Here is a 17,054-nt window from a genome sequence, read left to right as displayed (position 1 = left end):
CTTCGGGCCGATATCGCGCCTGCGCAATGCTGTGCGCGATGGCGTATGCCTGCCCTCTCGTACCACGTCTTTCTCCCCCGAGCCTGCCGGTCATTTTTTCGGGACCTTAATGCAATTGAAAGGCAGGGAAAACTGCTATCTGGTCAACGCGTGCCCTGCGGGCTAGGTCTTGGGGAACAGAATTCGAGGAGTGTACAATGAGCAGTCTGATACCGATCCGTTTTCAGGAGTTTGACCTGGAGGCTATGGCGCAGGCCGGAGGGCGCGTCGCCATCATCATTCCGGATGACGGTAAGATGGGCCCGGCAGCCCGCAAGGCGAACCGTCTGACAAAGGGCGGGTTGGCGCGGCTTGTTGAAAGCGAGAGTTTCAGAAAGTCCAAGACAGGTGATGTCATCTCGATGGCATGGCCCGCCGGAATGGCGGCAGAGGCGCTGGATGTTCTGGTTCTGCCACGTCGCCCCGAGGCCGCCGAAGCCCGCAAGGCAGGTGCGGCGCTGGCTAAGCTGGCAGGCGGCAAGGACATGCTGGTGATGGTGGGCAATCAGGCGCGGGCCGAGGATCTGGCACTGGGGATTGTTCTGCGCAGCTATGAATTCGACGCGCATAAAACCAAGGAAAGCCAGAAGGCTGGTACAGTGACAATCAGCCACGCAAAGCCTGCAGAGATCGAGGCAGATTTTGCACCTCTCTATGCAATTGCTGATGGCGTTCGGATGACGCGCGATCTGACCAATGAACCGGCAAATGTTTTGACCACTACCGAATTCGCGGACCGTCTGGTTGAGATGCAGGAGCTGGGTCTTGAGGTCGAAGTGCTGGACGAAGACAAGCTGGCCGAGTTGGGAATGCGCACATTGCTAAGCGTCGGGCAGGGCTCGGACAGCCCTTCGAAAGTGGTGGTGATGCAGTGGAATGGCGGGGCCAAGGACGACGCGCCTCTGGCTTTGGTCGGAAAAGGCGTAGTGTTCGACACGGGTGGTATCTCGCTCAAACCAGCTGCTGGCATGGAAGAGATGACCATGGACATGGGCGGAGCCGGAGTTGTTGCGGGCGCCATGCGCGCGCTGGCCAAGCGCAAGGCAAAAGCCAATGTCGTGGGGCTGGTTGGTCTGGTCGAAAATATGCCCTCGGGTAACGCCACCCGTCCGGGTGATGTGGTCAGGTCTATGAAAGGTGATACGGTCGAGATTATCAACACTGACGCCGAGGGCCGCCTGGTTCTGTGTGACGTGATGTGGTACGCGCAGGAACGGTTCAAGCCGGTCGGCATGATCGACTTGGCAACTTTGACCGGTGCGATCATTATCGGGTTGGGCCATGAGAATGCTGGTGTCTTTTCGAACAATGACACATTCTGCGATGCCTTTCTGAAATCAGCCAAGGCCGAGGATGAAGGCGCCTGGCGGATGCCATTGGGCGATGCCTATGACAAATTGCTGAAATCGCGCATTGCCGACATGAAAAACGTGGGCGGTCGTCCCGCGGGTTCAGTCACCGCCGCGCAATTCCTGCAGCGTTTCGTGAAAGAGGAAACGCCGTGGATTCACCTGGATATTGCGGGGGTCGCCTCGGTTGCCGACGAGACATCTTATGCGCCCAAAGGCGCCACCGGCTGGGGCGTACGCGCACTGAGCCGGTTTGTGCAGGACAATTTCGAGTAGGCATATGGGCGCTGTCTATTTCTACCACCTGACCCGCCAGCCGCTGGAGCACACCTTGCCTGCGCTGCTGGACAAGGCGCGGCAAGCCGGGTGGCGGATAGCCGTGCGGGGTACTGACCCTGCACGGATGGACTGGCTGGATGAAAAACTGTGGCTGGGACCCGAGGACAGGTTCCTGCCCCATGGACGCGCAGGCGGTCCGTATGACGCGGACCAGCCGATCCTGCTGACCACCAGCACCGTGGCGGGAAATGGCGCGACCTGTATCATGGCTGTGGATGGCGCGGTGGTCGAGGCGGAAGAAGTCGCCGCGCTGGAACGGGTTTGTATCCTGTTCGATGGCAATGACGACATGGCTGTACAACACGCGCGCGGGCAGTGGAAAGCGCTGACGGATGCCGGATGTTCCGCACAATACTGGTCGGAGGAGTCCGGGCGGTGGGAAAAAAAGGCCGAAGCCTGACCGGCCCGCAATTTTCAGGAGATACGACGATGCAGAAGAAGCCTTTGGGCCGTACCGGAATTATGGTGAGTGATCTGTGCCTTGGCACGATGACATTTGGCTCTCAAACATCTGAAAGGGATGCGCACCGGCAGATGGATATGGCGCTGGATGCGGGGATCAACTTTGTCGACGCGGCCGAAATGTACCCGGTGAACCCTGTCGCGAAGGAAACGATCGGGCGCACCGAAGAGATTTTGGGAAACTGGAATGCCGCCAATCCTACCCGCCGGGGCGATTATGTTCTGGCGACCAAGCATTCCGGCGCGGGGCTGTCCTTTGTCCGTGATGGTGCGCCGATCACCGCCCGCACCATACCCGAAGCGATTGAGGGGTCTTTGCGACGATTGCAGACCGGGTACATCGACCTCTATCAATTCCACTGGCCCAATCGGGGCAGCTATATGTTTCGGCAGAATTGGGATTATGCGCCGTCTGGCGAAAACACAAACGAAGTGCTGAGCAACATGCAGGAGTGCCTTGAAGCACTGCAGGCTCAGGTGGACAAGGGCAATATCCGTGCCTTTGGCCTGTCGAATGAAAGCGCTTGGGGAACCGCGCAATGGCTGCGGTTGGCCGAACAGATGGGGGCGCCGCGTGTGGCATCTGTGCAGAACGAATATTCATTGCTGTGCCGCCATTTCGACACCGACCTGGGTGAGTTGAGTGTGCATGAAAATGTTGGGCTGATGGCGTTTTCCCCTTTGGCAGCAGGATTTTTGACCGGAAAGTACCAAAACGACTGCGTGCCCGACGGATCGCGTATGTCATTTGTGCCAGAGATGGGCGGCCGGAAATCCGGTCGTGTTTTCGAGGCGGTTGCAGCTTATCTGGACATCGCCGCGCGGCACGGTCTGGATCCGGTGCATATGGCGTTGGCGTGGTGCCGGACGCGCCCTTTCATGATGTCGGCAATCTTCGGGGCCACGACCGTCGCGCAGCTGGATCATATTCTGGCGGGCGTGGATCTTGAGTTATCCAAGGACGTGTTGGCCGAGATCGGCAGGGCGCATCGGGCGCACCCGATGCCGTTTTAGGTGCTCTGCCCCCGTCGCCTTTGGCGACGCCCCCGGGATATTTTTGGCCAGATGAAGGGGGATCCGGTCAGTGATGGGTGGGATGCGCGCGTTCGTGTCTCAGGTCGCGGGCCGATTGACCGTGGGCGGTGCGGAAAGCGCGGGCAAAGCTGGATTGTGAGGCGAAGCCGGTGGCGAGTGCCACATCCATCAATGGCATGTCGGTGTCGGTGACCAGACGGCGGGCCTCGGCCAGGCGCAGTTGCAGATAGTGGTCCTGCGGCGTGGTGTTCAGGCGGAGGCGGAACTGTTGTTGCAGCGTCCGTGGGCTGGTGCCCAGGCGGTCTGCGATAAAGGCCAGCGGCAGGGGATCATCCAGTGACGCCTGCATCATCGAGTTGGCCTTGGCCGTCAGCGCTGTGTGGCGATGTGGCGCGCCTGTGCGGCTTTGCGGTTTTCCGGGGTCCGGAGCGCCATCGTAAAGGAACAGGCCTGCAACGCGCGCGGCGAAACTTGCGCCGTGACGGGCGGCGATGATGTGCAGCATCATTTCTACAGCCGGAATTGCGCCACCCGAAGTCAGGCGGTTGCCGGAAACGGTGAAGCGATCGGTGCGCACATCAACTTCGGGAAACCGAGTGGCAAAATTTTCGAGGTCTTCCCAATGGGTTGTTGCCAGATGGCCATCCAGTAGCCCGGCTTCGGCCAGGAGCCACGGGCCGCCATCAATGCCTGCCATCGTTGCGCCTGTGCCCGCGATGCGCCGCAGACCAGCCAGCAGGCTGGGGGTGGCGTGCCGGGCCAGTTGGAAACCGGCGACCACGATCATCAGGTCGCAGGATTGCAACCGGGCCAGTGGGACACCGGGCACTTGCAACGCACTGGTAAGCATCGCGGGTTCTGGCGTCGCGGTCACATAGTCCCAGTCAAAGGCCGGGCGGTCCGCCAGACGGTTCGCGGCCCGCATCGGGTCCACCGCAGAGGCAAAGCTGAGCGTGTTGCATTCGTCCAGTACAAGCACCGCGGTTTTCAGGGCGCGGTGTTCCGGTTGCAGAATATTTTTTGCGGATTTCATCAAGTTTGATTCGCATATTGCCAAGTGGGTTTCCCAAAGCTGCGCCAGAGTCGGGTCAGAACGCAAATCGGAATCCGGGGAAAAGCCTGGGGAAAACCCAAGGCAGAACCGGGTATAACTTGGGGAAAACATCATGCCTCTGGAAATGAACCGCGAAGTCTTCATTACCTGTGCCGTAACCGGCTCGGGCGGGACGCAGGACCGCAGCCCGCATGTGCCGCGGTCACCGCGGCAGATCGCCGACAGCGCGATTGCCGCCGCCAAGGCCGGGGCGGCAGTGGTTCACTGCCACGTGCGTGACCCTGAGACCGGCGTGCCAAGCCGCCGGCTGGATCTGTATCGCGAGGTAACGGACCGCATCCGCGACGCTGATGTGGACGTCGTATTGAATCTGACGGCCGGGATGGGCGGCGATATCGTGTTCGGCGGTGTTGAAAACCCGTTTCCAGTGGCCGCGGGCACGGACATGGTCGGAGCATCGGAACGCGTGGCGCATATTGCAGAATGTTTGCCCGAAATTTGCACCCTGGACTGCGGCACAATGAACTTTGCTGAGGCAGATTATGTTATGACGAATACGCCCGGGGCATTGCGCGCCATGGGCAAGATGATGACCGATCTGGGTGTCAAGCCCGAGATCGAAGCCTTTGACACTGGCCACCTGTGGTTTGCAAAGCAACTGGTGAAGGAAGGGATTCTGGCACCAAACGCTTTGGTCCAGCTGTGCATGGGGGTACCGTGGGGTGCGCCGGATGATCTGAATACCTTTATGGCGATGGTAAACAACGTGCCGGATGACTGGACCTTCAGCGCGTTTTCACTGGGACGGAACGAGATGCCGTTTGTCGCGGCTTCGGTTCTCGCGGGCGGCAATGTGCGCGTGGGGCTTGAGGACAACCTTTGGCTGGACAAGGGCGTAATGGCCGAGAACTGGCAACTGGTGGAACGTGCGGGATCCATCATCGAGAATATGGGCGCGCGCGTGATCGGCCCTGACGAAGTCCGTGCGAAGCTGGGGCTGACCAAGCAGGCACCTGTTGCAAAATAATGGACACGCGGGTTTTGGGGGCCAGCCCCCAAGCCCCCGGAATATTTCTAAAAAGATGAAACATGCGCAGCCAGTAGGTGGGAAATCATGAAAACGGCAGCAATTATTGGGGGCGGAGTTATCGGTGGTGGATGGGCCGCGCGGTTCCTGCTCAATGGCTGGGATGTGCGGGTGTTTGACCCTGACCCCGAGGCGGAACGCAAGATTGGCGAGGTGCTGGACAACGCAAGACGGTCCTTGCCGGGGCTGAGTGACGTTCCGTTGCCAGCCGAGGGTGTGCTGAGCTTTCACAGCGACATGGCCGAAGCGGTTAAGGGTGCGCGTTGGATACAGGAGAGTGTGCCGGAACGTCTGGATTTGAAACTGAAGGTTTACAAAGGCTTGCAGGAGGCTTGCGATCCGGGCGCGGTCATCGGATCCTCGACCAGTGGGTTCAAGCCGTCCGAACTTCAGGACGGAGCGCTGCGCCCCGAGCAGATCGTGGTGACGCACCCCTTCAACCCGGTTTACCTGCTACCTTTGATCGAGCTTGTACCAACGGACAAGAACCCGCCCGAGATGATCAAACAGGCCCAGGACCTGTTGAAATCGCTTGGGTTCTTCCCGTTGCATGTCCGAAAAGAGATCGATGCGCATATCGCCGACCGGTTCCTGGAAGCTGTCTGGCGCGAGGCGCTTTGGCTGGTCAAGGATGGCATCGCGACAACCGAAGAAATTGACGAGGCCATCCGTATGGGTTTCGGCATCCGCTGGGCGCAGATGGGTCTGTTCGAAACCTACCGCGTGGCCGGGGGCGAGGCGGGGATGCGGCATTTCATGGCGCAGTTCGGGCCTGCCTTGAAATGGCCTTGGACCAAGTTGATGGATGTTCCCGAGTTCACTGACGAACTGGTCGATTTGATCGCCAATCAATCTGACGCACAATCCGGGATGCATTCGATCCGAGAGCTGGAGCGCATTCGCGATAACAACCTTGTCGGTATGATGCGGGCCCTCAAGGCGCAGAATTACGGCGCGGGTGCGGTGCTGAACCAACATGATGCACGGTTGAAACCCGGAGCGCTGCCGACGCTGGATCAAGCGGACCTGAGCCAGCCCATCCTGACCCTGTCGCGGGCTGTTCCTCTGGACTGGACGGATTACAACGGCCACATGAACGAAGCGAAATATCTGGAAGCCTTTGCCGCCGCCACCGATCGGTTCATGGAAATCATTGGATGCGATGCGGATTACATCGCCTCGGGTGGCAGCTATTTCACGGCGGAGAACCATATCCGTTATGTGGATGAAGCTCATGCTGGTGCCAAAATCGACGTGCGCACGCAGATGCTGTTGGGGCAGGGGAAGAAGCTGCACGTGTTCCACAGCATGTACGAGGGCGACAAGCTGCTGGCCACGGGCGAAAGTTTTCTGCTGCATGTCAGTCTGGAAACCCGTCGCCCCAGCCCGCCATCTGCTGAAATTGAGGTAGCTATGACGCGGGTTGCCGAGGCTCAGGCCGGGTTGCCTTACCCCGAAGGCGCAGGCGCGGCGATCAGGAAGCCTTCATGACGCGCCGGGTTCTGGTGACGGCTGGCGCGTCAGGCGTCGGCCGGGCCATGGCCGAGGCGTTTGACGCTGTTGGCTATGACGTCCGGGTCACGGATATCGATCAGGCGGCGTTGGATTCTTTGCCCGAACATTGGACCAGGCACCGAGCGGATGTTGCGGACGAGGCTGACATGCGCGCGGTATTTAACGCCATCAGGTCGACGGGCGGGTTGGATGTGCTCTGCGCCAATGCCGGTATTGCCGGCCCGACAAATGCTATTGAGGAAATTGATCTGGACGCGTGGCGTGCTTGTGTCGCGGTCAATCTGGACGGTGCTTTTCTGGCGGCAAAATATGCAGCGCCGCTGATGAAATCGGCGCGGGCGGGCAGTATAATTCTGACCTCGTCGACAGCCGGGCAGTATGGCTACCCGTTCCGTGCGCCCTATGCGTCGGCAAAATGGGCCGTCATTGGGTTGATGAAGACGCTGGCCATGGAGTTGGGGCCCTATGGCATTCGTGCCAATGCCATTTGTCCGGGCGCAGTTGAAGGCCCTCGGATGGAAGGCGTCCTGACCCGTGAAGCCGCAGCCAAGGGCATGACCCGTGACGAGGTCTATCAGGGCTATGCCTCTGGCACCTCAATGGGGCGCTTCGTCGAAGCGCAGGATGTCGCCAATATGGCAGTATTCCTTGCCTCGGATGCGGCACGTCTGGTTTCAGGTCAGGTGATCGCGGTGGATGGTCACACGGTCAACCCGGACCCGAAACTGTAACTCAGCCTTGGTTTGGACCACGGATCTGGCGGATGGTCCGACGGACCGCTTGCCAGTCCTGGGCCTCTTGGCGATTCCCGGCAGCTTCGCAGTCGCGCATTTTTTTCGCGGCTTCGGCCTCGGCTTGGTCTCCATGGGCGGCAAAAAGTGCACGTGCGTATTGAGCGGTTTGAATTGCGTCCATTCCTATGCTCCTCCGTCTGTGTTCGGAATGCCTTATGGTTCGCGCCATAGTAAAATAGCACAGGTTGAGCGCTGCTGCATCACCCGTCGCGGGAAACCGCCGTTCTGAGGCAACGCAGGTGGTTTGGAAAATCCCGGGCGGCCACTTCGGCCTCACGTACCAGCGTGTCGAAATGGCGTGAGAATGTCTCGATCCGATCCCGGTCGCGGAAGGCCATATAGTGACTTCCTGCGTAGAATACACAGAGTAGCGGGCCGAAAATCGTTACCGGTGCCGAATAAAGCCGTTTTTTATCAAACAGATAGATGCGCATCCGCGGATAGAGCTGTTCGCACAGCGCCAACAGGTGATCGATCTGTTCCAGCCGAACCTCTGGGCTGAGACCTTGATAATACCCGGTGCCGTTTGCAAAGCTTTCGAATTCGAATAACGGCATGGCGATCTCATAGTCCGACTGGGCGCTGCGCATCCAAGTCAGACGATCCGCCGACGCGCCGATGGCTTGATCAGCGGTCCGGCCCAGATGCGGGGCGTATTCCCATTCCAGTATCGCACGCGTCTTGAGCATGTCGGGCAAGGTGGCCGGGACATAGCGGATTTTGTACCCGGCGGCCTCCTGATGCCACTCGAAGATACGTTCATCGACAAGGGCGCGGGGGGCCTCGGTAAGGGTCAGCGAGCTTGCCAGAAGCTCGGCCGCGCTTTCCGGCCTGTCGGAAAGGCTCAGCAACCAGTCGGCCGATACACCAAGCGCCGCTGCGCATCCGCCAACAACATGTGCGTTGGGCAACCGAGCGCCATGATCTGTCAGCAATTGGGAAACGGTCGAGCGGTCAACGCCAATATAGCGCGCAAGGGCACTTTGGCTGACATGGCGCTCTTCCATCGCGCGGGCTAGGCGGAGACGAAACTGGGAGGCGCGGTCGCGTTTGTCGATATTTTCCTGCATGTCGTGATTTTTATCACAGTTGTTGAATTTTGTTAATCATATTCAGAATTTCCAATACTGGGGTCCGGATGTAACGCTTTTGAGTAAGAAAAAGGAACGGGGTTCGGAATGGAAACGCGGCGAAGATCAGTCGTGAAAGCAATCGTTTGGAATGCGATGGGGTTGGCTATCATGACAATGGTGGGCTTGTTGGCAACAGGCTCGGCCGCTGTAGGAGGGGCGCTGGCGCTGGTGAACACGGCCATCGGCCTGACGATGTACGTGATTTACGAAAGAATCTGGGCGAACATTTCGTGGGGACGAAATGGCTGATCCCACTGCACCCAAATCACCCGAATGGGGCACGTTATTCCTGATTGTCTTGTGTTATGCGGCATGGCTTGCCGGTTTGTTTTGGTTGGCGCTTGCATCCTTGTGGTTGGCAGTCCCGGCTCTGGGTGTCGTTGCGGCTCTGCATTCGTCGCTGACGCATGAAGCCCTGCATGGGCACCCCTTTCGTGCCAAATGGCTGAACGAGACGTTGATGGCACTGCCGTTGACATTGGCCATTCCGTATAGCCGCTTTCGGGACCTGCATCTGGCGCATCATCAGGATGCCACCCTGACGGACCCTTATGACGACCCGGAATCGAATTATCTGGATCCGCATATCTGGTCGGGATTGCCGCGGCTGGCGAAGATGATCCTGAGCCTGAACAACACGCTGTTGGGGCGGATGGTGCTGGGTCCTGCTCTTGGTCAGGTTCTGTTTATGCGGGACGAATGGCGTGGATTTATGCGCGGGGACAGGGCGATCCTGCTAGGATGGGCTTTGCATTTGCCCGGTGCGGCGGCAGTGCTGTGGGTGGTTGCGCAATCGGCCATGCCGGTCTGGGCCTATCTGATCGCAGCCTATCTGGGGTTGTCGCTTTTGAAGATCCGAACGTTTCTTGAACATCGTGCACATGAAAAATCCCGCGCCCGCACGGTAATCATCGAAGATCGCGGACCTTTGGCTTTTCTGTTTCTAAACAATAATCTGCACGTCGTTCATCATATGAATCCGGCCGCTCCTTGGTATCGCCTGCCATCGTTGTACCGGGACGGAAAGGACAGGTACTTGGCTTGCAATGAGGCTTATGTTTACCGGTCCTATGCACAGATCTTCCGGCAGTATTTCGTTCGCGCAAAAGACCCTGTGCCACATCCTCTCTGGCCAAAGCCTTGATTTAACGACACAACGGGTGGCATGAGTCTCTGGATTCCTGTCACCATAGCCGCCGCCAGTTTTCAGACTGTGCGTTTCATGCTGCAAAAGTCCCTGGCCAGCGTGAAGCTGTCTGCTGCAGGTGCAACTTTTGCGCGGTTTGCCTATTCTATGCCGTTGGCCGTTATCGGGCTATGTGTTGCGTTGCAGATAACTGGGGCGAGCATGCCTCGGCTCAGCAGTTTGTTCTGGCTTTACGCGGTCATCGGCGGGACAGCGCAAATCCTTGCTACGATCTGCGTGGTAGCGCTGTTCAAACAACGCAATTTCGCCGTTGGGATTACCTTCAAGAAAACCGAAGTGATCCAGACCGCGATTGTTGGCTTTTTGATCCTGGGGGACAGTGTATCGCGCGGCGCATTGTTTGCGATCCTGTTGGGGTTGATGGCTGTGCTTTTGTTGTCAAAAACACCCGGAGGGGACGGACCCTGGTGGCGCCATCTGACCAATCGGGCTTCGCAATTGGGGCTTGGATCAGGTGTTTTGTTTGCGTTTTCCGCCGTCAGCTATCGTGGGGCTTCACTGCAACTGGGCGATATCGATGCGTGGTTCCGGGCGCTGGTAACACTGGCAGCGGTGGTGACATTCCAGTTTACCAGCATGGGGATATGGCTGCTGTGGCGCGACCGCGCAGAACTGCGTGCAGTCTGGCAGACGCGGAATACCGGAGTGTTCGTCGGCCTGACCAGCCTCGGTGGCTCGTTTTGCTGGTTCTGGGCCTTCACCTTGCAGAATGCGGCTTACGTCAAAGCTCTGGGGCAGGTAGAGCTGATCTTTAGCCTCATGGCTTCGATCCTATTCTTCCGAGAAACGATCACCCGGCGCGAGATCGCCGGGATGATGTTGCTTGGGTTCTCGATTTTAGCGCTTGTGCTGACAATCTAGCTGGCGCGACGTTCGTCAAAGCTAAGCGCGATGAAGCTGGGCAGGTGATCTCCCATGCCCACGACGGTCTGGCCGGTGCCTTCCTTGCGCCCACGACTGTGCCCCTTCGGCTCACGATATTTTTTACCTTCTTTCATGCTTTCGGGGGCCTTGGCCTTCTTCTCGGGCTTCGGCTGTTCGGGCTTGGGCTCTTCCTGAACCGGGTTGTCTATGCGCGGGATGTCTTTCTGGATCAGCTTTTCGATCGCAACCAGTGCTTTTTCGTCGCGTCCCGAGCAGATTGTGATGGCCTTGCCTTCGCGCCCGGCGCGACCGGTGCGGCCAATGCGGTGCACATAATCCTCGGGGTGGCTGGGGACGTCGAAGTTGAACACATGGCTGACAGCCGGAACATCCAGACCGCGTGCCGCCACGTCTGAGGCGACCAGCAGGCGCAAGGACCCGTCACGGAATCCATCCAATGTTTTCATCCGCTGCGACTGGTCCAGATCGCCATGGATGGCGGCGGCGTCGTAACCGTATTTCTTCAGCGACTTGGCGCAGATATCCACATCTGTCTTGCGGTTGCAGAAGATGATCGCGTTGGTGCATTTGTCACCTTCGGCATCGATCAGCGCGCGCAGAAGGCCGCGCTTGTTGCTGGCCTCGCGGTCACGGCGCCCACCTTTGAACATGACGACGCTCTGTTCGATGGTTTCGGATGCGGTGGCCTGGCGGGCCACTTCGATCCGGGCAGGGGCCGACAGGAACGTATCGGTGATCCGCTCGATCTCGGATGCCATTGTCGCTGAGAAGAACAAGGTCTGCCGGGTGAATGGTGTCAGTGAGAAGATGCGCTCGATATCGGGGATGAACCCCATATCCAGCATCCGGTCCGCCTCATCCACCACCATGATCTGAACACCGGTCAGCAACAGTTTGCCGCGCTCGAAATGATCCAGTAGACGGCCCGGCGTGGCGATCAGAACGTCGACGCCCCGGTCGATCAGGGCATCCTGTTCCTTGAAGCTGACGCCGCCGATCAACAGTGCTTTGGTCAGTTTCAGGTGCTTGGTGTAGGTGTCGAAGTTTTCCGCTACCTGCGCTGCCAGCTCACGCGTGGGGCATAAAACCAACGAACGTGGCATACGTGCACGTGCGCGACCGCGGGCCAACAGTGTGATCATCGGCAGAACAAAGCTGGCGGTTTTGCCAGTACCAGTCTGGGCAATGCCCAAAACATCGCGCCCTTCCAATGCGGGTGGAATCGCACCTGCCTGGATCGGAGTTGGGGTTTCGTATCCGGCTTCCTCAATGGCTTTGAGGACCTTCGGGTTCAGGTTCAGTTCGTTAAATTTTGTCATGTAAGTCCGGTTTAATGCGGACACTTGACCTGGCCCGCGCGTATAAGATGTGCCGGGCCCGGATGGCCATGCCCGTGATGCGGCATATCGGCTTGGACGCGGACATAACAAATACGTGGGTCGGGGTCAAATGAAGACCGCAGCATCTTGGTTTGATTGAAACAGGTTCGAGTTTTGCGCAACAATTCAGCAGCTTCCGGGAAAGTGTTTCGCCAGTTTCCCGTCCAGATTCAATGCGCGGTGGCGGATCAGCCCATTCTGCTCCAGCCGGGCGCGGACTTCTGGGTCAGCGCCGCTCATCTCGTTGAAGAACGCGCGCAGCCCATCCTCGCCGTGTTCGCATTCAATCCAGCTGAGCAATTCATTCTTGTTCAGCCCCCCCATCTCGCGCGGGGCATTCGGGGCCATACCAGCCTGATACGAGCCGCGATCCATGCGGAACGGATAATGTGCAATCCAGTGATCCCAGTCCGGCGCGTGGCGGTGGCATAGATCGACCTGAGCAAGCTCGTATTTGCACGGTAGCAATTTCCCGTTCTGAAACAGGTTGTGGATACGAAAACTCAGACGTTTCAATCCCGTGCGCACAAACAACTTGCCCTGTACATGGCTTAGGAACCCGCCAAGGACGAAAGCCCCATAGTTGGGATAAAGCATCTCAATCAACTCTGTACGGGCCGGGCTTTGTGGCACATGAGCCTTGTACAGGTCTTCGCCGCCTGCCAGCGCCTCGATTGGGCGGACACGGGCGGCGTGAACCTTGTCCGGAATATCGCGCAACACATCCGAGATTGGGGTCGGCGACCACAGAAACTCGTCAACATCGATATGGACCAGCCAATCCAGGTGCGTGTCGCGATAGGCGTATGTTGCGTTGACCGATTGGCGAACCTGGTGCTTTTCCGGTCGCGTGCGTTTTAGCTTTTGCCAATAGGCGTCATCGCAAACCTGTACGCAAACACCGGGATGTGTCTTCAGCGCCTCGAACGTGCGCTGGTTCGGCTCATCCAGATAGATATAGATGGTCTCGGCGCCCAGATCGAGGTGATGGGCCACGAACCGAAGGACATCTTCGGTCGGGCCCCTGACCATCGACACGACACCCCATGTGGTCATGTGCGCTGCGCGCGCACTTCGCGCATGCGTTTCAGGCGCCGAAAGATACCGCCGGGATCTCTGTTGAGCTCGGTCATCAAGTGATCGACCAACGGCGCGATGGTGGTATCGCTTAGGGCCTTGGTCCAGACCGGAGCAATCAGATTGACATCCAGTCCGCCACTTCCAAGGGAAAACCCTTTCATCTGATAGGGCAGCGGGACACTTTTCAAACTCTGGTGTTGAAACGGTGTTTCCGGGGTCAGCCCCGAAAAGCGCCTTTCGAACTCATATAGCTTCATCATGCCGAACAACATGCGCAAAGCGTGACCAACCTCGCGCTGAGTTGCAGTTTGACCGTGGTCCGCAAAGGTCTGAACCGACGAGACCAGCCATCGCAAATCAAGCGTGGACAGAAGGTGGTCCGACTGTTCGTCCCAAAGGCGACAAAACAGAAGCGGGGCGTGACGCGGGAAGGAGCGCTTTCGCAAGTTCGAGATCAGCTGGGCATTCAGGAAAGCAAGTTCCGAATTTCCGACAAATTCCCGCGCAATCAGAGCGCGCTTTCGATCCCAGCTTGTATTAGGCTTTGGTGGGGGCACTGTCGCACTTTCGGGCAATGTGCGACCGGCCAGTTCAATAAGGTCAATGTCAAGGTCAGGCAACGAGGTGGTGACGAACTGAAACGGGCTGCGCCGGTTTTCATACCTGTCCAGCATGTCGGGCAGACCGCCGGGGAAAGTCAGTTCATCCTTGCTCATGCGCCCAGAATTGCACAGGCAGACTCGGCTGTGCAATCAGTCAGTTGGATCACACCATCATCTCTTTGGTGGCGGTCAGGTTCAGGGCGGGATAGTCGCGAACCACCCGGTCGATGTCCCATTGCAGCCGGGTCAGATAGACAATGTCGCCGTCATGGTCGTGCGCGATGTGCTGCTTGTTTGCATTCACAAACTTTTCGACCTCAGCCTTGTCACCGCTGACCCAGCGGGCCGACGTGAACTGAGACGCCTCGAAACGCACTGGCAGGCCGTATTCCATCTCGATCCGGCTGGCGAGCACCTCGAATTGCAGCGCGCCGACGACACCCACGATAAAGCCTGAGCCAATTGAAGGTTTGAACACCTTTGCCGCGCCTTCTTCGGCAAACTGCATCAGGGCCTTTTCCAGATGCTTGGCCTTCATCGGATCACCCGCACGGACGCCTTGCAGCAGTTCCGGCGCGAAAGAGGGGATGCCGGTGACGCGCAGCGCCTCACCCTCGGTCAGCGTGTCACCGATGCGCAGCTGGCCGTGGTTGGGAATGCCGATGATATCTCCGGCCCAGGCCTCTTCAGCCAGTTCCCGGTCAGATGCCAGAAACAGCACCGGGTTTGAAATCGCCATCGGTTTCTTCGACCGCACATGGGTCAGTTTCATGCCGCGTTTGAAATGGCCTGATGCCATGCGGACAAATGCCACCCGGTCGCGATGCTTGGGGTCCATATTGGCCTGCACCTTGAAAACAAAGCCCGCGACCTTCTTTTCATCCGGAGAAATCTGGCGGGGTTCGGCTGATTGCACCTGCGGCTGTGGTCCATAAGCGCCGATGCCTTCCATCAGTTCCTTGACGCCGAACGAGTTGATGGCCGAGCCGAACCAGATCGGGGTCATATGCCCTTCAAGCACCGCCTGCGGGTTCAGCGCGGGCAGCAACTCGCGCGCCATCTCAACCTCTTCCAGCAGCTTTTCCAGCAGGTGTGCAGGAACATGTTCCGACAGTTTCGGGTCATCAAGCCCGTTAATTTCGATGCTCTCGGCCACCTTGTTGCGGTCGGCGCGGTCCATCAGCTCCAGCCGGTCACGCAGCATGTCGTAACAGCCGATAAAATCGCGACCCACGCCAATCGGCCACGCGGCGGGGGTGACGTCGATGGCCAGCATCTCTTGAATTTCGTCGATGATCTCGAACGTATCGCGGCTTTCTCGGTCCATCTTGTTGCAAAAGGTCAGAATCGGCAGATCGCGCAGGCGGCAGACCTCGAACAATTTTTGCGTCTGGCTTTCGACACCCTTCGCGCCGTCGATCACCATCACGGCCGCATCCACGGCCGTCAGTGTGCGGTAGGTATCTTCCGAGAAATCGCTGTGGCCGGGCGTGTCCACCAGATTGAACCGGAAATTCCCGTAATCGAAGGACATTGCCGAGGCCGAGACCGAGATGCCGCGATCCTTCTCCATCTGCATGAAGTCCGAGCGTGTCCGCCGTGCCTCGCCCTTGGCGCGCACCTGACCAGCCATCTGAATGGCTCCCCCGTAAAGCAGGAACTTTTCCGTCAGCGTCGTCTTGCCCGCATCCGGGTGCGAGATGATGGCGAATGTCCGGCGACGGGCAATCTCGGGCGGCAGGGTAGGTTGGTTCGAGGTATCAAGCATGACCGCGCGTATAGGCGGGGAATCCTGCCGAAGCAAGACAAAGGGGCTGGTTCGAATCATAGGCTTGTGGCAATAAGAACATATAGTGAACAAATTGTGGAGAAGACCAATGGATTTGAAAGAGATTGCCAACGAGTTGGTGGCCGGCTGCCGCGAGGACCGCGCCAAGGAAAATCTTGAGAAATTGTATGCGTCAGACGCAGTTTCTGTTGAAGCGGTCGATTACTCAGGCATGGGGCGCGAAATACAGGGGCGTGATGCGATCCGAGGCAAACATGAATGGTGGGAAGGCGCCCACGAGGTTTCGGGCGCTTCGGTCAGCGATCCGTTTGTACACGGCGAAGACCGTTTTGCGGTGATTTTCGAAGTGCAGGGCAAGGTAAAGGAAACCGGCGAAGCCTTCGATATGCGTGAAGTGGGTGTCTATCACGTCGCAGATGGCAAGATCGTGCGGGAAGAGTTCTTCTACTGATCCCAAGCCATTTCTGGTCTTCCCTGTCTGGCCGATGCTAGACATGCGGCAATGACTGACAGGGAGGATCCGATGGATCTTGGTATAAAAGGAAAGCGCGCGCTGGTCTGTGCCAGCAGCAAAGGGCTGGGTTTGGGCTGTGCCGAGGCTTTGGCTGAGGCTGGCGTAAATCTTGTGATGAATGCGCGTGGTTCGGACGCTTTGAAGAGCGAGGCGGCACGCCTCAGGTCAGAGCATGGCGTCGAGGTACAAACAGTCGCTTGTGACGTGACGACTGCGGAAGGGCAGGCGAAGGTGATCGAAGTGGCGCAGGGCGTTGATATTCTTGTGACAAATGCCGGTGGACCGCCGCCGGGGTTATGGTCGGATTGGGAGCGTGATGATTTCATCAAGGCGCTGGATGCCAATATGTTGACCCCCATTGCGTTCATGAAAGCGCTGCTTCCCGGAATGATGGACAAAGGTTGGGGGCGGGTGGTGAACGTCACCTCACAATCCGTGCGCGCGCCAATTGCGGTGCTGGGGCTTTCGAATGCAGCCCGCACGGGTTTGACCGGATATGTCGCAGGAACTTCACGCCAGGTTGCACCGCATGGTGTGACCATCAACAACCTGCTGCCCGGAATTCACGCAACGGATCGTGCGGATGCACTGGACAGCGGCGTGGCTTCCCAGCAAGGCATCTCGATCGAAGACGCACGCGCAAACCGTTCGGCAACCATTCCCGCGCGACGCTATGGAACACGGCAGGAATTCGGAGCAGCCTGCGCGTTCCTGTGCTCTCATCATGCGGGGTTCATCGTTGGTCAGAACATTCTGCTGGATGGTGGCGCAACCAACTTGACGATGTGACC

Annotated in this window: 18 protein-coding genes; 11 read left to right on the top strand and 7 right to left on the bottom strand. The window is 58.4% G+C overall.

What is annotated here, in order from left to right:
* Positions 1 to 197 precede the first annotated feature (197 nt).
* The 3 genes from ACR0BF_RS06035 to ACR0BF_RS06025 are packed head-to-tail and all read left to right on the top strand — an operon-like array spanning position 198 to position 3,203.
* On the top strand, positions 198 to 1,664 hold the full coding sequence (locus ACR0BF_RS06035; RefSeq protein ID WP_480517317.1) for a leucyl aminopeptidase: 1,467 nt from the start codon (positions 198 to 200) through the stop codon (positions 1,662 to 1,664).
* A gap of 4 nt (positions 1,665 to 1,668) precedes the next feature.
* The gene (locus tag ACR0BF_RS06030) at positions 1,669 to 2,127 is read left to right on the top strand and encodes a DNA polymerase III subunit chi (RefSeq protein ID WP_480624478.1); all 459 of its coding nucleotides are present in this window, start codon (positions 1,669 to 1,671) and stop codon (positions 2,125 to 2,127) included.
* Between the two features lie 29 nt (positions 2,128 to 2,156).
* Entirely contained in the window at positions 2,157 to 3,203 is a 1,047-nt protein-coding gene (locus ACR0BF_RS06025) for an aldo/keto reductase (protein WP_480624477.1), read from the top strand.
* 67 nt (positions 3,204 to 3,270) lie between these two features.
* Here the strand turns inward: ACR0BF_RS06025 and ACR0BF_RS06020 are convergent, their stop codons facing one another.
* Positions 3,271 to 4,257, bottom strand: a complete 987-nt coding sequence (locus ACR0BF_RS06020; protein ID WP_480624476.1) for a GlxA family transcriptional regulator — start codon at positions 4,255 to 4,257, stop codon at positions 3,271 to 3,273.
* A gap of 133 nt (positions 4,258 to 4,390) precedes the next feature.
* Here ACR0BF_RS06020 and bcoG point away from each other — a divergent pair, with 133 nt between their 5' ends.
* The 3 genes from bcoG to ACR0BF_RS06005 all read left to right on the top strand — a co-directional run bounded on the left by bcoG (position 4,391) and on the right by ACR0BF_RS06005 (position 7,611).
* Positions 4,391 to 5,305 carry a 3-dehydrocarnitine:acetyl-CoA trimethylamine transferase BcoG gene (bcoG, locus tag ACR0BF_RS06015; RefSeq protein WP_480517312.1) on the top strand — a complete coding sequence of 305 codons (915 nt, stop codon included), beginning with the start codon at positions 4,391 to 4,393 and terminating at the stop codon, positions 5,303 to 5,305.
* 84 nt (positions 5,306 to 5,389) lie between these two features.
* The gene (locus ACR0BF_RS06010) at positions 5,390 to 6,856 is read left to right on the top strand and encodes a carnitine 3-dehydrogenase (RefSeq protein ID WP_480624531.1); all 1,467 of its coding nucleotides are present in this window, start codon (positions 5,390 to 5,392) and stop codon (positions 6,854 to 6,856) included.
* Complete coding sequence (locus tag ACR0BF_RS06005) at positions 6,853 to 7,611, top strand: SDR family oxidoreductase (RefSeq protein WP_480624475.1); 759 nt, start codon at positions 6,853 to 6,855, stop codon at positions 7,609 to 7,611. The genes ACR0BF_RS06010 and ACR0BF_RS06005 overlap by 4 nt, the downstream gene beginning before the upstream one ends.
* Before the next feature lies 1 nt (position 7,612).
* Here ACR0BF_RS06005 and ACR0BF_RS06000 read toward each other — a convergent pair whose 3' ends face one another.
* Both ACR0BF_RS06000 and ACR0BF_RS05995 read right to left on the bottom strand, forming a co-directional pair.
* Positions 7,613 to 7,795 carry a hypothetical protein gene (locus ACR0BF_RS06000; protein ID WP_480493037.1) on the bottom strand — a complete coding sequence of 61 codons (183 nt, stop codon included), beginning with the start codon at positions 7,793 to 7,795 and terminating at the stop codon, positions 7,613 to 7,615.
* Positions 7,796 to 7,874: 79 nt separating this feature from the next.
* Positions 7,875 to 8,744, bottom strand: a complete 870-nt coding sequence (locus tag ACR0BF_RS05995; protein ID WP_480624474.1) for a helix-turn-helix domain-containing protein — start codon at positions 8,742 to 8,744, stop codon at positions 7,875 to 7,877.
* Between the two features lie 108 nt (positions 8,745 to 8,852).
* Here ACR0BF_RS05995 and ACR0BF_RS05990 point away from each other — a divergent pair, with 108 nt between their 5' ends.
* The 3 genes from ACR0BF_RS05990 to ACR0BF_RS05980 are packed head-to-tail and all read left to right on the top strand — an operon-like array spanning position 8,853 to position 10,875.
* Entirely contained in the window at positions 8,853 to 9,056 is a 204-nt protein-coding gene (locus ACR0BF_RS05990) for a DUF2061 domain-containing protein (RefSeq protein ID WP_267366130.1), read from the top strand.
* Positions 9,049 to 9,951 (top strand): fatty acid desaturase, encoded by a 903-nt coding sequence (locus tag ACR0BF_RS05985; RefSeq protein ID WP_480473164.1) that lies wholly within the window; start codon positions 9,049 to 9,051, stop codon positions 9,949 to 9,951. The genes ACR0BF_RS05990 and ACR0BF_RS05985 overlap by 8 nt, the downstream gene beginning before the upstream one ends.
* 21 nt (positions 9,952 to 9,972) lie before the next feature.
* Positions 9,973 to 10,875, top strand: a complete 903-nt coding sequence (locus tag ACR0BF_RS05980; protein ID WP_480473162.1) for an EamA family transporter — start codon at positions 9,973 to 9,975, stop codon at positions 10,873 to 10,875.
* On the opposite strand, the gene ACR0BF_RS05975 is transcribed toward ACR0BF_RS05980, so the two are convergent.
* From ACR0BF_RS05975 to ACR0BF_RS05960, 4 genes are all read right to left on the bottom strand, one after another.
* Complete coding sequence (locus tag ACR0BF_RS05975; RefSeq protein WP_480553711.1) at positions 10,872 to 12,218, bottom strand: DEAD/DEAH box helicase; 1,347 nt, start codon at positions 12,216 to 12,218, stop codon at positions 10,872 to 10,874. The two genes, ACR0BF_RS05980 and ACR0BF_RS05975, sit on opposite strands and share 4 nt — an antisense overlap.
* A gap of 186 nt (positions 12,219 to 12,404) precedes the next feature.
* Complete coding sequence (locus ACR0BF_RS05970) at positions 12,405 to 13,334, bottom strand: glycosyltransferase family 2 protein (RefSeq protein ID WP_480624473.1); 930 nt, start codon at positions 13,332 to 13,334, stop codon at positions 12,405 to 12,407.
* A complete protein-coding gene (locus ACR0BF_RS05965; RefSeq protein WP_480624472.1) occupies positions 13,331 to 14,074 on the bottom strand; it encodes a hypothetical protein in 744 nt (247 codons plus the stop codon). Before ACR0BF_RS05965 ends, ACR0BF_RS05970 begins: the two co-directional genes overlap by 4 nt.
* Before the next feature lie 49 nt (positions 14,075 to 14,123).
* Positions 14,124 to 15,728, bottom strand: a complete 1,605-nt coding sequence (locus tag ACR0BF_RS05960) for a peptide chain release factor 3 (protein WP_480517299.1) — start codon at positions 15,726 to 15,728, stop codon at positions 14,124 to 14,126.
* A 109-nt stretch (positions 15,729 to 15,837) separates the two neighbouring features.
* On the opposite strand from ACR0BF_RS05960, the gene ACR0BF_RS05955 reads away from it, so the two are divergent.
* On the top strand, positions 15,838 to 16,200 hold the full coding sequence (locus tag ACR0BF_RS05955) for a nuclear transport factor 2 family protein (protein WP_267366520.1): 363 nt from the start codon (positions 15,838 to 15,840) through the stop codon (positions 16,198 to 16,200).
* A gap of 72 nt (positions 16,201 to 16,272) precedes the next feature.
* Positions 16,273 to 17,052 carry an SDR family oxidoreductase gene (locus tag ACR0BF_RS05950; protein WP_480624530.1) on the top strand — a complete coding sequence of 260 codons (780 nt, stop codon included), beginning with the start codon at positions 16,273 to 16,275 and terminating at the stop codon, positions 17,050 to 17,052.
* The last annotated feature ends 2 nt before the right edge of the window (positions 17,053 to 17,054 follow it).

This window comes from Ruegeria sp. AG7, from assembly GCF_056541545.1.
The sequence above is the reverse complement of the archived record's forward strand: the minus strand, read 5'-3'. Positions and strand labels throughout refer to the sequence as shown.

Bases quoted from the DNA above. Each gene is read 5' to 3' on its own strand.
- ACR0BF_RS05975 (WP_480553711.1), bottom strand. From the start codon at position 12,218: ATGACAAAATTTAACGAACTGAACCTGAACCCGAAGGTCCTCAAAGCC.
- ACR0BF_RS06020 (WP_480624476.1), bottom strand. From the start codon at position 4,257: ATGAAATCCGCAAAAAATATTCTGCAACCGGAACACCGCGCCCTGAAA.
- ACR0BF_RS05960 (WP_480517299.1), bottom strand. From the start codon at position 15,728: ATGCTTGATACCTCGAACCAACCTACCCTGCCGCCCGAGATTGCCCGT.
- ACR0BF_RS06035 (WP_480517317.1), top strand. From the start codon at position 198: ATGAGCAGTCTGATACCGATCCGTTTTCAGGAGTTTGACCTGGAGGCT.
- ACR0BF_RS05970 (WP_480624473.1), bottom strand. From the start codon at position 13,334: ATGACCACATGGGGTGTCGTGTCGATGGTCAGGGGCCCGACCGAAGAT.
- ACR0BF_RS05950 (WP_480624530.1), top strand. From the start codon at position 16,273: ATGGATCTTGGTATAAAAGGAAAGCGCGCGCTGGTCTGTGCCAGCAGC.
- ACR0BF_RS06000 (WP_480493037.1), bottom strand. From the start codon at position 7,795: ATGGACGCAATTCAAACCGCTCAATACGCACGTGCACTTTTTGCCGCC.
- ACR0BF_RS05995 (WP_480624474.1), bottom strand. From the start codon at position 8,744: ATGCAGGAAAATATCGACAAACGCGACCGCGCCTCCCAGTTTCGTCTC.
- ACR0BF_RS05965 (WP_480624472.1), bottom strand. From the start codon at position 14,074: ATGAGCAAGGATGAACTGACTTTCCCCGGCGGTCTGCCCGACATGCTG.
- ACR0BF_RS05985 (WP_480473164.1), top strand. From the start codon at position 9,049: ATGGCTGATCCCACTGCACCCAAATCACCCGAATGGGGCACGTTATTC.
- ACR0BF_RS06005 (WP_480624475.1), top strand. From the start codon at position 6,853: ATGACGCGCCGGGTTCTGGTGACGGCTGGCGCGTCAGGCGTCGGCCGG.
- ACR0BF_RS05980 (WP_480473162.1), top strand. From the start codon at position 9,973: ATGAGTCTCTGGATTCCTGTCACCATAGCCGCCGCCAGTTTTCAGACT.
- ACR0BF_RS06030 (WP_480624478.1), top strand. From the start codon at position 1,669: ATGGGCGCTGTCTATTTCTACCACCTGACCCGCCAGCCGCTGGAGCAC.
- ACR0BF_RS05955 (WP_267366520.1), top strand. From the start codon at position 15,838: ATGGATTTGAAAGAGATTGCCAACGAGTTGGTGGCCGGCTGCCGCGAG.
- bcoG (WP_480517312.1), top strand. From the start codon at position 4,391: ATGCCTCTGGAAATGAACCGCGAAGTCTTCATTACCTGTGCCGTAACC.
- ACR0BF_RS06025 (WP_480624477.1), top strand. From the start codon at position 2,157: ATGCAGAAGAAGCCTTTGGGCCGTACCGGAATTATGGTGAGTGATCTG.
- ACR0BF_RS05990 (WP_267366130.1), top strand. From the start codon at position 8,853: ATGGAAACGCGGCGAAGATCAGTCGTGAAAGCAATCGTTTGGAATGCG.